The sequence below is a fragment of the Pseudomonas sp. 20P_3.2_Bac5 genome (genome assembly GCF_025466035.1).
Taxonomy (GTDB): Bacteria; Pseudomonadota; Gammaproteobacteria; order Pseudomonadales; family Pseudomonadaceae; genus Aquipseudomonas.
On sequence record NZ_JANLOA010000010.1, the window covers coordinates 46,851 to 60,466 of the forward strand.

Sequence of the window (13,616 nt, forward strand, 5' to 3'; positions counted from 1 at the left end):
CCCTACCCAAGTAGCATTCGGCCCCATCCCCTCGCTTCGTACACTGCCGGCATCCATTCCCAATACGCTGGAGGCTGCTTATGTCGCAGTCCAACGCCGAAGGCGTCCTCAGTGCTGTATCCCGTGCCATTGACGCCGAGGAGGCTGCCCAGGACCTCGCCCGGCAATTGATGCACCCGCACCTGGGCTTCGTCCTGTTCTTCTGTTCCGCCGAATACGACCTGCCGGCCCTGGCCCAGGCGCTGCAGGAAAGTTTTGGCGGGATCCGCCTGGCCGGCTGCACCAGCGCCGGTGAAATCACCCCGGAAGGCTATGGTCGCGGCTGCATCACCGCACTGGGCTTCGACCATCGGCAGTTTTCCATCGCCGCTGAACTGATCGCGCCGATGCACGACTTCAGCCTGATCGACGCCCAGCGCTGCGTCGAACGACTGGTCAACGAGTGCCGTGGCAACACCCTGGCGCCGATCAAAGGCCACAGCTTCGCCCTGACCTTGCTCGACGGCCTGTCCAGTCGCGAAGAAATGCTCCTCGCCGCGCTCAACGCCGCCCTGGGCGACATCCCGCACTTTGGCGGCTCGGCTGGCGACGACAATTACCTCAATCGCACCCACGTCTACTACGACGGCGTCTTCCACAACAGCGCGGCGGTGGTGCTGCTGGTCAACACCTGGCTGGATTTCGAAGTGTTCACCACCCACCACATCCAGCCGCGCGCCGAAAAACTGGTGGTGACCCGCGCCGATCGCACCCTGCGCCGGGTCTACGAACTGAACGCCGAGCCCGCCGCCCTGGAATACGCGCAACTGATCGGCGTGCCGGTGGACCAGCTCGACCTGCGCACGTTCGCCGCCCACCCGCTGGCGGTGCGGATCAACGAGCGCTATTACGTGCGCGCCATCCAGCGGGTGCACGACGATTTCAGCCTGAGCTTCTACTGCGCCGTGGAGAACGGCATCGTCCTCACCGCCATGAGCCCCGGGCCGCTGGTGCCGAACCTGAATACCTTGTTCGACGGCCTCTGCGAGCGGCTCGGCGACCTGTTGCTGACCATCGGCTGCGACTGCTTCCTGCGCCGCCTGGAACTGGACGGCACGCCGCAGACCGACCACGTCGAGGCGATCCTGCGCAAGCACGCGGTGGTGGGTTTCAACTCCTACGGAGAACAGTTCAATGGCATGCACATCAACCAGACCTTCACCGGCGTTGCCATCGGACGGTCCCGTGCCCGGCGATTTGACTGAAGCGCGGTTGCTGATCGAGCAACTGCGTCACGAAAACCACAAGCTCAGCCGCATCAACGCGGCGTTGATCGAGCGCCTGGAGTCGGGGGCGGCGCGCCCGGACGACTCCTACGCGGCGTTCCAGCACTCGGTGACCCTGGCCGAGCAAGTGCGCGAACGCACTGACGCGCTCAACCAGGCCATGGCCGAACTCAAGGCCAGCAACCACCTGCTCAGCGATGCGCGGATGCGCGCCGAGACCGCGCACCAGTACCTGGTGGACGCCATCGAGAGCATTTCCGATGCCTTCGTGCTGTTCGACACCGACTTGCGCATCGTCCTGTTCAACCAGCGCTTCAAGGCGCTTTGGGCCAACAGCCGGATCCGCATCATCAGCGGCATGCACCTGTCGGAGGTGCGCCGGCTGATGCTGCGCACCGGGCTGTTCACCGAAGAGTCGCGCAATATCAACGACGAAAACCTGCTGTACCGGCTCAAGGACGGGCGCTGGCTGCAGGTCAGCGAACGCCCGACCCAGGGCGGCGGGCGCGTGGTGCTGCTGACCGACATCACTGAGGTCAAGCACAGCGAAACCCAGCGCCGCGAGCAGGCTGTTGCGCAGAAATCCCACCTGTTGCAGCGCGCGGTGGACAACCTGTCCCAGGGCGTGGCGATGGTCAATGCCGACGGCGTGCTGGAGCTGTGGAACCGGCGCTTCCTGGAACTCAGCGGGCTGGCGCCGATCGCCGCGCACCGGCAGTTCGCCGACGTGATCGGCGACAGCGAGCTGGCCTTGCTGACCCCGGCCACCCGTGACTGCAACGGCCGGCCAACGCGGGAACTGGAGCAGCGCCTGTACGACGGACGCATGCTGGAAATCCGCACCCATCCGCTGCCCACCGGCGGCTTCGTCAACACCTTCACCGACATCACCGAGCGCTACCAGCACGCCGAGGCCCTGAGCGAAAGCGAGCGCTGGATCCGCCTGATTACCGACCAGGTGCCGGCGCTGATCGCCTACCTCAACGCCGATCTGGTCTACGAATTCACCAACAAGGTCTACGAGCAGTGGTACTGCTGGCCGCACGCGGCGATGCTCGGCCAGCGCCTGCGCGACGTGCACAGCGCCGAGCATTACCAGCGCCTGGAAACCTACATCGGCCAGGCCCTGGCTGGCGAGAGCGTGACCTTCGAGTTCGCCGAGACCAACGCCCACGGCCAGGAGCGCTACATGCTGCGCTCCTATGTGCCCAACAGCCTGCCCAATGGCGAGGTGGTCGGGATTTTCGTGCTGATCCGCGATATCACCGAGCGCCGCCGCACCGCCGAGGCGCTGCACCAGGCATACCAGCACCTGGAGGTGCGGGTACGCGAGCGCACCACCGAACTGACTCAGCTCAACCAGCAATTGCTGAAGGAAATCGAGGAGCGCCGGCGCGCCGAGGCGCGGCTGCGCGATGCCAAGCAGGAGGCCGACCAGGCCAACCTGTCGAAAACCAAATTCCTCGCCGCGGTCAGCCACGACCTGCTGCAACCGCTCAATGCCGCGCGCCTGTTCACCAGCGCCCTGCAGGAGCAGAGCAACAGCCCGGCGCTGGTGCGCAACGTCAGCAACGCGCTGGATGATGTGGAATCGCTGCTGGGCACCCTGGTGGACATCTCCAAGCTGGATGCCGGGGTGATCAAGGCCGATGTCGCCACCTTTGCCGTCAGCGACCTGCTCGACAACCTCGCTGCCGAATACGCCGCCACCGCCGCCAGCGAGGGCCTGCGCCTGCACTATGTGCCGACCGGCCTGCGGGTGCGCAGCGATATCCAGCTACTGGCGCGGATCCTGCGCAACCTGCTCAGCAACGCCATTCGCTACACCCCGCAAGGCCGCCTGCTGCTGGGCTGCCGGCGGCGGGGACGGCGTTTGTGGATCGAAGTCTGGGACACCGGCATCGGCATTCCGCTGGACAAGCGCGAAGAGATTTTCCAGGAGTTCAAGCGCGGCGACTCGCAGCGCCCGGACCAGGACCGCGGCCTCGGCCTGGGTCTGGCCATCGTCGAGAAGATCGCCGGGATTCTCGGCCACCGTATCCAGGTGCGCTCGACGCCCGGCAAGGGCTCGGTGTTTTCCATCGAAGTACCGCTCAGCCGCCAGGTGCCACGGGCCCGGGAGCCGGTGCCGGAAGTAATGCCGCTGCTGGAGCGTCTGGAAGGCGCGCGGATTTGGGTGCTGGATAACGACGCGGCCATCTGTGCCGGCATGCGCACCTTGCTGGAGCAATGGGGCTGCCGGGTCAGTACGGCGTTGAACGAGGAAGACCTGGCCGGGCAATTACCGGCGGACGAAGCCGAAGCCGGGCTGCTGATCGTGGATTACCACCTGGACCACGACCGCAACGGCCTGGAAGCGGTGGCGGCGATCAATGCGCGGCGGGTTTCGCCCTTGCCGGCACTGATGATCACCGCCAACTACAGCAACGAACTCAAGCAGCAGGTGCGTGAACTGGGCCATACCCTGATGCACAAACCGGTGCGGCCGATGAAGCTCAAGGCCGCGATCAGTCACCTGCTGGGCAGCGAGCTCAGCGTGGCAGGCGTCCACTGACGAAGTGGGCGACGTCGTTGAAACCGTGGGTCGACGGGTGGCCCGGAGTGACCAGCGAATCGATGAAGGCTTCGTCCTCGGCGCTGATCTTCACCTCCAGCGCGCCGCCGTAGGTGTCCCACTGGGCTTCGGTGCGCGGGCCGACGATCGCTGAACTGACCGACTGGTTGTTCAGCACCCAGGCGATGGCGAACTCGACGATGCCAACGCCTTTGGCCTGGGTGTAGGCCTGGATTTTCTGGGCGATGGCCAGGGATTCAGCCCGCCATTCCACTTCGAGGATGCGCTTGTCCTGCCGCGCCGCGCGGCTGCCGGCCTCGGGTTCGGCATTGGGCGCGTACTTGCCGCTGAGCACGCCGCGGGCCAACGGACTGAACGGCACCACGCCGAGACCATGAAACGCCGCCGCGGCCAGTTGCTCGGTCTCGACCTGGCGATTGACGATGTTGTACAGCGGCTGGCTGACCACCGGCTTCGGTACGCCGAGACGCTCGGCCAGGTTGCAGATTTCAGCGATGCGCCAGCCACGGAAGTTGGACACGCCCCAATGACGGATCTTGCCCTGGCGCAGTAGATCGCCGATGGCCGAGACGGTGATGTCCAGCGGCGTGGCGTGGTCTTCGCGGTGCAGGTAATAGATGTCCAGGTAGTCGGTGCCCAGACGGGTCAGGCTGGCTTCGATGGCGTTGAAGATATGCTTGCGCGACAGCCCGCTGCGGTTCGGCACGCCGTCTGCCGGGCCATAGCCGACCTTGGTGGCGAGGACCCAGTCGTGGCGGTGGCGGGCGATGCCTTCGCCGACGATTTCTTCCGAGCGACCGGCGTTATAGACGTCCGCCGTGTCGATGAAATTGACGCCCTGGTCCCAGGCCTTGTCGATGATGCGCAGAGAATCCTCGGTACGGGTCTGCTCGCCGAACATCATGCTGCCCAGGGTCAGGGCGGAGACTTGCAGGCCACTGCGGCCGAGAGGACGGTAGATCATGGTCGAAAGCCCCTTCGCGGTATGGAAGGGGTGTTGTACAGGGGGAAAAGCATCGCTGGCAAGCCAGCTCCCTACCCGTGGGAGCCGGTCTTGCCGGCGATGAGGCTCTCCTGGATCAAACCCTACCGGGCAGTAACCGCCGCCCCTTGCCGATTCCGCGAAACCCGCAACGCCACCAGGCTGCCAAACACGATCAACCCCGCCAGCGAATACAGCGCCGCATCGGTCGAGCCCGTCTGGTCCTTGATCCAGCCCACCAGGTACGGGCTGAGGAAGCCGGCCATCTGCCCGACCGAGTTGATGATCGCCAGGCCCGCGACCGCGGTGCCGGCGCTGAGCAGGGCGGTGGGCATCGGCCAGAACATCGGCAGGCCGGTGAGGGCGCCCATGGTGGCGATGCTCAGGCCGAGGATGGCGATGACCGGGTTATGGGCGAAGTTCACCGCGATCAGCAGGCCGATGGCGCCCATCAGCATCGGCACCACGAGGTGCCAGCGGCGCTCGTTGCGTAGGTCCGCCGAACGGCCCACCAGCAACATGAACACGCCGGCCAGCAGGTAGGGAATCGCGCTCAGCCAGCCGATCAGCAGGGCATCGCTGAAACCGAGGCTCTTGATGATCGACGGCAGCCAGAAGTTGATCGCGTAGACACCGCTCTGGATGCAGAAGTAGACGAAACCGAAGGTCCAGATCAGCGGGTTGGTCAGCACCGACATCAGGCCATCGCTGACCGTGCCCGGCTTGTTCGCCGCGTCCTGCTGCAGGTCGGCGGCCACCGCCTGGCGCTCGGCCGGGCTGAGCCAGCCGGCCTTGGTGAAGCCGTCACTGAGCAGGAACACCGCCATGCAGCCCAGCGCCACGGTCGGCAGGCCCTGGATCAGGAACATCCACTGCCAGCCGGCGAGGCCGCCCTGGCCCGCGGCGAAATGGTTGAGGATCCAGCCCGAGAACGGCCCGCCAAGCAGCCCCGACACCGGGATCGCCGACATGAACAGGGCCATGATGCGGCCGCGGCGCTGGGCCGGGAACCACTGCGAGAGGTACAGCACGATACCCGGGAAAAACCCGGCTTCAGCGGCGCCGGTGAACAGGCGCAGCACATAGAACTGGGTCGGCGTGGTGACGAACAGCAGACAGGTCGACAGCGTGCCCCAGGTGATCATCATCAACGCGATCCAGCGCCGCGGGCCAAAACGGTTCAGCGCCAGGTTGCTGGGCAGGCCGCAGAGCACATAACCGATGAAGAAGATCCCGGCGCCGAGGCCGTAGATGGTTTCGCTGAAATTCAGGGCATCGAGCATCTGTAACTTGGCGAAGCCAACGTTGACCCGGTCGAGGTAGTTGAACAGGTAGCAGATGAAGATGAAGGGGATCAGCCGCAGGGTGATGCGCCGGTACAGCGCGTCGCGGTTGATGTCGTGGCCGTGGTCAGAGGCAGGGCTGGATGACATGATTCTCTCTCTGTTGTTATGGTTGTGCGGCATCCCGCGGCGAGGCGGGCGCTTCAACGAAGTCTCGACCAGCGCAGGAGCCCTGTCTTTGTGCTTTTGCACAGCATTTACGGCGCACTGCTGTGCTGCCGACCAACCTGTAGACCTTCAAGGAACCGCGCATGTTCGAACTGGACCATGACCTGGCGCAGGACATCGTCGACCGGGCGATGGCGATTCTGCCCCACAACGTCAATGTCATGGACAGCCAGGGCCTGATCCTCGGCAGTGGCGAGCGCCAGCGCATCAACACCCGTCACGAAGGCGCGCAACTGGTGCTGGCCAACGAACGCATCGTCGAAATCGACAGCGTAGCCGCCAAATGCCTCAAGGGCGTTCAGCCGGGGGTCAACCTGCCGCTGATGCTCGATGGCCGGCTGATCGGCGTGCTCGGCATCACCGGCGAGCCGCAGCAACTGCGCACCTACGCCGAACTGGTGCGGATGACCGCGGAAATGCTCCTGGCCCAGCGTCACCTGCAAGTCGAACAGCAATGGCGCCGGCAGCGCTGCGACGACCTGCTGGCCTTGTTGCTGGGCGGCAGCGGCGACGCGCCGCGACTGGTGGACGAAGCCCGGCAACTGGGCCTGAAACCGCAACTGCCGCGGATTCCCTGCCTGTTCGAACTGGACGAAGGTCCGGGCGCGGAAGCGCTGTCGGTGTGGCTGATGCAGCGTTACCCGGACAGTTGGTGCGTCAGCCCGGCGCGGCAATCGCTGCTCTGGTGCCGCCCGGCGACGCTGGTGCTGGATGAAGCGCGGCTGCTGGAAAAACTCCAGGGCCAGGGCTGGCAGGTACAGCGCCTGGCAGTGGGCGGCGTCGCCGATGGCGTGGACAAACTGCGCCGAGGCTACCGCCGCGTGCGCGACCTGCTGGCCTACGGGCAAGACGTCGTGCCTGATGAGCGCCTGCTGACGTTGGCCCGTTTCCGCTTGCCGGCATTGCTCTGGCGCCATCGCCAGGATGACGCTCTGGATGAACTGCTGGAACCCTTGCAGCGCATCCGCGTCAAGGACGTCAGCGGCCAGTTGCTCGCGACCCTGCGCGCCTGGTGTGCCCATGACGGCCAGAGCCAGGCCTGCGCCGAGGCGCTGGGCATTCACCGCAACAGCCTGCGTTACCGGCTGGAGCGGATCGGCGAGTTGAGCGGGGTGGACCCGTTGCGGCTCGAAGGGATGTTGAGTTTGTATCTGGGGTTGCAGTTGTTGGCGGCGGAGTAAGCAGGGGGGCTTGTCAGGGTGTTGCGTATCGCGAGCAAGCTCGCTCCTACACCTCAGGCAGCGGCTGTTGTCCAACTGACCAAACAACCACCGCCGATCTTGTGCACTCGACCGAGGCCCGCCACTGCGGCAACTGGCAGCATGCAGGCATCTGCAAAAGGAGTTCCTCATGAAAATCGTCATCGCCCCTGACTCGTTCAAGGACAGCCTCAGCGCCGAAGGGGTCGCCGCCGCCATTGCCGAGGGCATCGCCGCGGTACTGCCGGACTCACAACTGATTTGCTGCCCGATGGCCGACGGCGGCGAAGGCACCATGGACGCCATCGTTGCCGCCTGCCACGGTGAGCAGCGCGCGCTGAATGTTCGCGGCCCGCTGGGCTTTGAGGTCAGCGCGCACTGGGGCTGGCTGGCCGACAGCCGCACCGCGATCATCGAGATGGCCCAGGCCAGCGGCTTGCAATTGCTGACCCTGGAACAACGCGACGCCTGCCGCACCAGCACCTTCGGCACCGGCCAGTTGATCGGTGCGGCGCTGGATGCCGGCGCCGAGCGGATCATCCTGGCCATCGGCGGTAGCGCCACCAACGACGCTGGCAGCGGCATGCTCCGCGCCCTCGGCCTGCGAACCTTCGATGCCCAAGGCAGCGAGCTGGAGGAGGGTGGTCTGGCGTTGTCGCAGGTCGCTCGCCTGGATGCCAGCGGTCTTGATTCGCGTCTGGCCGTTGTGCGCCTGGAAGTGGCGGCGGACGTCGACAACCCGCTGTGTGGCAGCAACGGCGCCTCGGCGATCTTCGGTCCGCAAAAGGGCGCCAACCCCGAGCAGGTCGAGCTGCTGGATCACGCCCTCGGCCATTTCGCCGATCACTGCGCGCAATTGCTGGGCCGCGATGTGCGGGACTTCCCCGGCTGTGGCGCCGCCGGTGGCATGGGCTTCGCCGCCAAGGCATTTCTCGACGCGCAGTTCCGGCCGGGCATCGAGGTGGTCGCCGAGTTGGCGGGACTGGAAGACGCGGTGCAGGGCGCCGATCTGGTGATTACCGGTGAGGGCCGTTTCGATGCGCAGACCCTGCGCGGCAAGACGCCGTTCGGCGTGGCCCGTATCGCCCGTCGTCACGGCGTACCGGTGGTGGTGATCGCCGGCACGCTCGGCGAGGGCTATCAGGAACTGTATGGCCACGGCATCGACGCCGCTTTTGCCGTCACCAACGGTCCGATGACCCTGCAACAGGCCTGCGCCAACGCCGCGCCGCTGCTGGCGGCCCGGGCGGGCGACATCATCCGCTTGTGGAGCAGCGCTCGGCGCGGTTGATTCAGTCCGGCAACTGGTTCAGCGCCGGCACCACCGGCGCTGACAGCTCAAGCTCACCGAACGAGGCGCTGGCGTCGACATAACGCAGCGCCGATTTCATGTCGCGCCAGCCGACGTGGCTCATCAGCGCCTTGGTGTCCCAGCCGTTGCTGCTGGCCCAGGTGGCGAAGCCGCGCCGCAACGAGTGGGCGCTGTAGGTCTCGGCGGGCAGCCCGGCGCCTTCGAAGATCCGCCGCAACAGCGCGATCAGGCTGCCGCTGTTCAGTGCTTCTTCACCGAGGTTGCCCCAGCGGTCGAGCTTGCGGAACACCGGCCCGCGGGCGATCCCCGCCACGCGAATCCATTCCAGGTACGCCTGCACCGGACACAGGCTTTTCAACGCCGGCATGCGGTGGGTGACGCCGCGTCCCTGGCGATCGCCCTTGCTCTGCGCCAGGTACAGCAACATGCCGCCGCCGGCCTGGGCCTGGATGTGTTCGACGCGCAAGCGCGCCAACTCATCGCCACGAAAGCCGCGCCAAAACCCGATCAAGAGCAGCGCCGCATCCCGGCGGGCGCGCAGCAGCGCTGGCAACGCCTGATCGCGCTGGGCCTGTTCGGCGCACTGTTGCAGGTGGCTGATGGTGCGTTGCAGATGGTCCAGGGTCAGCGGCGCGGCCTGGCGTTCCTGCACCGGGTGCAGGGCGCGGATGCCCTTGAGCATCTGCCGCACCAGCGGCGCCTTGGTCGGGTCGGGAAAGCCCTGGCTGACATGCCACTGCCCCAGCGCGGCAAGGCGCTGGCGCAGGGTGTTGATGGAGTGTTCGCCGGCGAAATCCGCCAGGTAGCGAGCGATGCTGTCGGCGGTGGCGGGCAGAAAGCCGCCCCAGGTCACCTCGAAGTGTTCGATGGCCGAGCGGTAGCTGCGACGGGTGTTGTCGCGAACGGCGGCTTGCAGGTACTGGTCGATCGTGTTCATGGGGCGGTCTCGCGGAATTCACGAAGGATAGTCAGAAATGCCTGCAACACCGGCGACTGGTCGCCTTTGCGGTACAGGCAGATCAACTCGATCAGCGACGGCCGCCGACAGGCCAGCTCGCGATAGACCACCCCCGGCAAGCGCAGGTTGGTCGCCGCCCGCGGCACGACGCTCAGGCCCATCCCGCCGCCGACCAGGGCGATGGCGGTGGTGACGTCGGTGACTTCATGGGCGATGTGCGGCTGCGCGCCGTATTCGCCGAACATCTCGCGGATCTGCAACGCCAGGCTGCTGCGCACGCCGCGCGGGTAGAGAATCATCGGCTGGTCGAGGATCTGCTCCAGGTCGATGCAGTCTTCGCCCGCCAACGGATGGCCTTCGCCGAGGGCCAGCATCAGCGGCTCCTGGCGCACTTCTTCCTGTTCGATATCCGGCTCGACCGGCACCAGGCGATTGAAGCCGATGGTCAGGCGCCGTTCGCGCAGGGCCTGGATCTGCGCGTCCTTGTCCATCGGGTGCAGCGAGATGTGCACGCTCGGGTAGGCCGCGGTGAAGCGCTTGAGCACCTGGGGAATCAGGTCGAGGATCGACGAACCGAAAATGCCGATGGCCAGGCTGCCGCGCTGGCCGGAGGAGAGCAGCCGCGATTCTTCGGCGGCGAACTGCAGCTCGCCGAGGATGCGCTGGGCATGGTGATAGAAGGATTCGCCGGCCTCGGTCAGCGCCACGCGTTTGGAGTTGCGCTCCAGCAACACTGCCGAGACGTTTTCTTCCAGTTGCTGGATTTGTCGGCTCAGGGCCGACTGGGAAAGGTGCAGGCGCTCGGCCGCACGGTTGAAATTGAGCGCCTCGGCAACGGCGACGAAGTAACGCAACTGCCTGATTTCCATCCGCAATGTCCCTGGCTGATTTATGCGACATTCAACAATGCATGAAACGCATCGTTCGGTGACTATACAGTATTGGACTGCATTGTTGCTCCACCGTACCTTGGCTTCACCGCCGCTGACCGCGGCAGGCCCAAAACGGCATCCATGGCAGGTACCCATGCAGTCAAATCAATTTGAATCCGTGAGTGACGAGCTGTACCGCGCACTCAAGCACAACCAGGCGATCGAGCCGCTCACCGCGCGCTTCCCGCAGATTACCCTCGAGCAGGCCTACGTCCTGCAACTGCGGGTGTTGGCGCGGCGCCAGGAAGAAGACGGCGAGACCGTCATCGGCAAGAAGATCGGCGTCACCAGCGCGGCGGTGATGGCCCAGTTGAAGGTCGATCAGCCGGACTTCGGCCACCTCACCTCGGCAATGCTGCGCGAAGACGGCGCCGCCATCGAGGCCGCCAGCCTGATCGCACCGAAGGCCGAAGGCGAGATCGCCTTCCTGCTCAAGCACGACCTGTCCGGCCCGGGCGTGACCGTCGCCGATGTACTGCGCGCCACCGAATGCGTGATGCCGTGCTTCGAGATCGTCGACTCGCGGATTCGCGACTGGAAGATCGCCATCCAGGACACCATCGCCGACAACGCCTCGTCCGGGCTGTTCGTGCTCGGTGACGCGGCGGTGTCGCCCCATGCCATCGACCTGTGCCTGACCGGCATGACCCTGGAACTCAACGGCGAAATCGCCCACACCGGCGCCGGCGCCGCGGCCCTGGGCCATCCGGCCAACGCCGTGGCCTGGCTGGCCAACACCCTGGGGCGCTTCGACATGGGCCTGAAGGCCGGCGAAGTGATCCTCTCCGGCGCACTGTCGGCCATGGTGCCGGTCAAGGCCGGCGACAACCTGCGCATGAGCCTGGGCGGCATCGGCTCGGCCAGCGTGCGATTCATCTGAGCGACGGGGAACCCGACATGTCACTGAATACCCAGACCATCGAACACCTGGCGCGCCACCTGGAAAACGCCGAGCGTTCGGTCAGCGCGGTGCACAAGATCACCGACGATTACCCGGACATGGACTGGCAGGACGCCTACGCCATCCAGGACGCCATCCGCGCGATCAAGGAACAACGCGGCGTGCGTATCGCCGGCCTGAAAATGGGCCTGACTTCCCACGCCAAGATGCGCCAGATGGGCGTGATCGATCCGATCCACGGCTTTATCACCGACTACGGCTCGGTGCCCGAGGGCGGCACGATCGAGACCCGCGAACTGATCCACCCGAAGGTCGAGGCGGAAATCGCCTTTGTCACCAACCGGCCGCTGTCCGGCCCGGGCTGCCATATCGGCACGGTCCTCGCGGCCACCGAATTCGTCTTGCCGGCAGTGGAAGTGATCGATTCGCGCTATGAAAACTTCCGCTTCGACCTCAAGAGCGTGATCGCCGACAACACCTCCTCGGCGCGTTATGTGCTGGGCGGCCAGCCGCTGCCGGTGCAGGGCCTGGACCTGCGCAACCTCGGCGTGGTCATGGAGCGCAACGGGCGCATCGTCGCCACCGCCTCGGCCGCCGCGGTGCTTGGCCATCCGGCGCAGAGCGTGGCGATGCTGGCGAACATGCTCGGCGAGCGCGGTCGGGAAATTCCCGCCGGCACCCTGATCCTCACGGGCGGCGTCACCGAAGCGGTAGCGGTGGAAGCCGGCGACAACATCAACGTGCGCTTCCAGCATCTGGGTAGCGTGTCCATGCGGTTCGTTTGAATTCACGGGAGAGCATTCACCATGCCCATCATGCAGGTCCACCTTATTGCCGGACGCAGCGAGGAACAGAAGGCGCGCCTGATCGAAGCGCTGTCGGCGGCGGCGGTCGAGGCGCTGGATGCGCCGCTGGAGTCGGTGCGGGTCATCATCAACGAGATCCCCGCCAGCCACTTCGGCATCGCCGGGCAGACCGCCAAGCAACGCGGACGCTAGGGCTTTGAAATCCAGCCTCGCGGTTCCTGAACAATGACAACCACAGGGAATCCCATGAACGCAACCACGACACGCAGCAAAGTGGCGATCATCGGTTCGGGCAACATCGGCACCGACCTGATGATCAAGGTGCTGCGCCACGGGCATCACGTCGAGATGGCCGCGATGGTCGGCATCGACCCGGCCTCCGACGGCCTGGCCCGGGCCCGGCGCCTGGGCGTGGCGACCACCGACGGCGGCCTCGACGGTCTGCTCGCGCTACCGGGTTTCAAGGACATCGGCATCGTCTTCGACGCCACCTCGGCCCAGGCCCATGCCCGCCACAATCAGGTGCTGCAGGCCCACGGCGTGCGGGTCATCGACCTGACGCCGGCGGCGCTCGGCCCTTACGTGATCCCGGCGATCAACCTGGACGACCAGCTCGACGCCGGCAACCTGAACATGGTGACCTGCGGCGGGCAGGCGACCATCCCCATCGTCAAGGCGGTGTCCCAGGTCACGCGGGTGCATTACGCCGAGATCGTCGCCTCGATTTCCAGCCGCTCTGCGGGTCCCGGCACCCGGGCCAATATCGACGAGTTCACCGAAACCACCAGCCGCGCCATCGAGCAACTGGGCGGGGCCGAGCGCGGCAAGGCGATCATCATCCTCAACCCGGCCGAGCCGCCGCCGATCATGCGCGACAGCGTGTTCGTGCTGTGCGAGCCGGCGGACCGCGACGCGATCAGCGCCAGTGTCCAGGCCATGGTCGAGCGGGTGCAGGGCTATGTGCCGGGTTACCGGCTCAAGCAGGCGGTGCAGTTCGAGGACCTGGAGGCGCCGGTGAATGTTCCGGGTCTGGGTTGGCGGAAGGGCTTGAAAGTGTCGGTGTTCCTCGAAGTGGAAGGCGCCGCGCATTACCTGCCGGCGTATGCCGGTAACCTCGACATCATGACCTCGGCGGCGCTGGCGTGCGCCGAGCGGATTGCCGCGAATATGTGACG

12 protein-coding genes are annotated in these 13,616 nt (G+C 65.9%); 8 read left to right on the forward strand and 4 right to left on the reverse strand.

From position 1 onward, the window contains the following. The first annotated feature begins 80 nt into the window (after nucleotides 1-80). Together nosP and nahK are read left to right on the forward strand one after the other, a co-directional pair. Nucleotides 81-1,244 carry a nitric oxide-sensing protein NosP gene (gene nosP / locus NTD88_RS01715; RefSeq protein WP_095158533.1) on the forward strand — a complete coding sequence of 388 codons (1,164 nt, stop codon included), beginning with the start codon at nucleotides 81-83 and terminating at the stop codon, nucleotides 1,242-1,244. Next, on the forward strand, nucleotides 1,174-3,819 hold the full coding sequence (gene nahK / locus NTD88_RS01720) for a hybrid sensor histidine kinase/response regulator NahK/ErcS' (RefSeq protein ID WP_262130343.1): 2,646 nt from the start codon (nucleotides 1,174-1,176) through the stop codon (nucleotides 3,817-3,819). The genes nosP and nahK overlap by 71 nt, the downstream gene beginning before the upstream one ends. Here nahK and NTD88_RS01725 read toward each other — a convergent pair. Together NTD88_RS01725 and NTD88_RS01730 are read right to left on the reverse strand one after the other, a co-directional pair. After that, nucleotides 3,797-4,804: an aldo/keto reductase gene (locus NTD88_RS01725; RefSeq protein ID WP_095158438.1), complete on the reverse strand. Its 1,008-nt coding sequence runs from the start codon at nucleotides 4,802-4,804 to the stop codon at nucleotides 3,797-3,799. The two genes, nahK and NTD88_RS01725, sit on opposite strands and share 23 nt — an antisense overlap. Nucleotides 4,805-4,926: 122 nt before the next feature. Then, nucleotides 4,927-6,255: an MFS transporter gene (locus tag NTD88_RS01730; RefSeq protein WP_262155860.1), complete on the reverse strand. Its 1,329-nt coding sequence runs from the start codon at nucleotides 6,253-6,255 to the stop codon at nucleotides 4,927-4,929. 161 nt (nucleotides 6,256-6,416) lie between these two features. Between NTD88_RS01730 and NTD88_RS01735 the strand changes: the two genes are divergently transcribed. Beyond that, on the forward strand, nucleotides 6,417-7,514 hold the full coding sequence (locus tag NTD88_RS01735; RefSeq protein ID WP_095158440.1) for a sugar diacid recognition domain-containing protein: 1,098 nt from the start codon (nucleotides 6,417-6,419) through the stop codon (nucleotides 7,512-7,514). A gap of 169 nt (nucleotides 7,515-7,683) precedes the next feature. Beyond that, complete coding sequence (locus NTD88_RS01740; protein ID WP_262155858.1) at nucleotides 7,684-8,823, forward strand: glycerate kinase; 1,140 nt, start codon at nucleotides 7,684-7,686, stop codon at nucleotides 8,821-8,823. Between the two features lies 1 nt (nucleotide 8,824). Here NTD88_RS01740 and NTD88_RS01745 read toward each other — a convergent pair whose 3' ends face one another. Beyond that, a complete protein-coding gene (locus NTD88_RS01745) occupies nucleotides 8,825-9,781 on the reverse strand; it encodes a site-specific integrase (protein ID WP_262155857.1) in 957 nt (318 codons plus the stop codon). Next, the gene (locus NTD88_RS01750) at nucleotides 9,778-10,671 is read right to left on the reverse strand and encodes a LysR family transcriptional regulator (RefSeq protein ID WP_095158443.1); all 894 of its coding nucleotides are present in this window, start codon (nucleotides 10,669-10,671) and stop codon (nucleotides 9,778-9,780) included. Before NTD88_RS01750 ends, NTD88_RS01745 begins: the two co-directional genes overlap by 4 nt. A gap of 157 nt (nucleotides 10,672-10,828) precedes the next feature. Here NTD88_RS01750 and NTD88_RS01755 point away from each other — a divergent pair, with 157 nt between their 5' ends. From NTD88_RS01755 to NTD88_RS01770, 4 genes are read left to right on the forward strand one after another with little or no spacing between them, the layout of a single operon-like run. Further along, nucleotides 10,829-11,614 (forward strand): fumarylacetoacetate hydrolase family protein, encoded by a 786-nt coding sequence (locus NTD88_RS01755; protein WP_262155855.1) that lies wholly within the window; start codon nucleotides 10,829-10,831, stop codon nucleotides 11,612-11,614. A gap of 17 nt (nucleotides 11,615-11,631) precedes the next feature. Continuing rightward, on the forward strand, nucleotides 11,632-12,420 hold the full coding sequence (dmpH, locus tag NTD88_RS01760; RefSeq protein ID WP_095158445.1) for a 2-oxo-3-hexenedioate decarboxylase: 789 nt from the start codon (nucleotides 11,632-11,634) through the stop codon (nucleotides 12,418-12,420). A gap of 21 nt (nucleotides 12,421-12,441) precedes the next feature. Beyond that, nucleotides 12,442-12,633, forward strand: a complete 192-nt coding sequence (locus NTD88_RS01765; RefSeq protein ID WP_095158446.1) for a 2-hydroxymuconate tautomerase — start codon at nucleotides 12,442-12,444, stop codon at nucleotides 12,631-12,633. A gap of 54 nt (nucleotides 12,634-12,687) precedes the next feature. Next, nucleotides 12,688-13,614, forward strand: a complete 927-nt coding sequence (locus tag NTD88_RS01770) for an acetaldehyde dehydrogenase (acetylating) (RefSeq protein WP_262155853.1) — start codon at nucleotides 12,688-12,690, stop codon at nucleotides 13,612-13,614. Nucleotides 13,615-13,616 lie beyond the last annotated feature (2 nt).

Coding starts and splice junctions, on each gene's coding strand:
- nosP (WP_095158533.1), top strand. CDS start 81: ATGTCGCAGTCCAACGCCGAAGGCGTCCTCAGTGCTGTATCCCGTGCC.
- nahK (WP_262130343.1), top strand. CDS start 1,174: ATGGCATGCACATCAACCAGACCTTCACCGGCGTTGCCATCGGACGGT.
- NTD88_RS01725 (WP_095158438.1), bottom strand. CDS start 4,804: ATGATCTACCGTCCTCTCGGCCGCAGTGGCCTGCAAGTCTCCGCCCTG.
- NTD88_RS01730 (WP_262155860.1), bottom strand. CDS start 6,255: ATGTCATCCAGCCCTGCCTCTGACCACGGCCACGACATCAACCGCGAC.
- NTD88_RS01735 (WP_095158440.1), top strand. CDS start 6,417: ATGTTCGAACTGGACCATGACCTGGCGCAGGACATCGTCGACCGGGCG.
- NTD88_RS01740 (WP_262155858.1), top strand. CDS start 7,684: ATGAAAATCGTCATCGCCCCTGACTCGTTCAAGGACAGCCTCAGCGCC.
- NTD88_RS01745 (WP_262155857.1), bottom strand. CDS start 9,781: ATGAACACGATCGACCAGTACCTGCAAGCCGCCGTTCGCGACAACACC.
- NTD88_RS01750 (WP_095158443.1), bottom strand. CDS start 10,671: ATGGAAATCAGGCAGTTGCGTTACTTCGTCGCCGTTGCCGAGGCGCTC.
- NTD88_RS01755 (WP_262155855.1), top strand. CDS start 10,829: ATGCAGTCAAATCAATTTGAATCCGTGAGTGACGAGCTGTACCGCGCA.
- dmpH (WP_095158445.1), top strand. CDS start 11,632: ATGTCACTGAATACCCAGACCATCGAACACCTGGCGCGCCACCTGGAA.
- NTD88_RS01765 (WP_095158446.1), top strand. CDS start 12,442: ATGCCCATCATGCAGGTCCACCTTATTGCCGGACGCAGCGAGGAACAG.
- NTD88_RS01770 (WP_262155853.1), top strand. CDS start 12,688: ATGAACGCAACCACGACACGCAGCAAAGTGGCGATCATCGGTTCGGGC.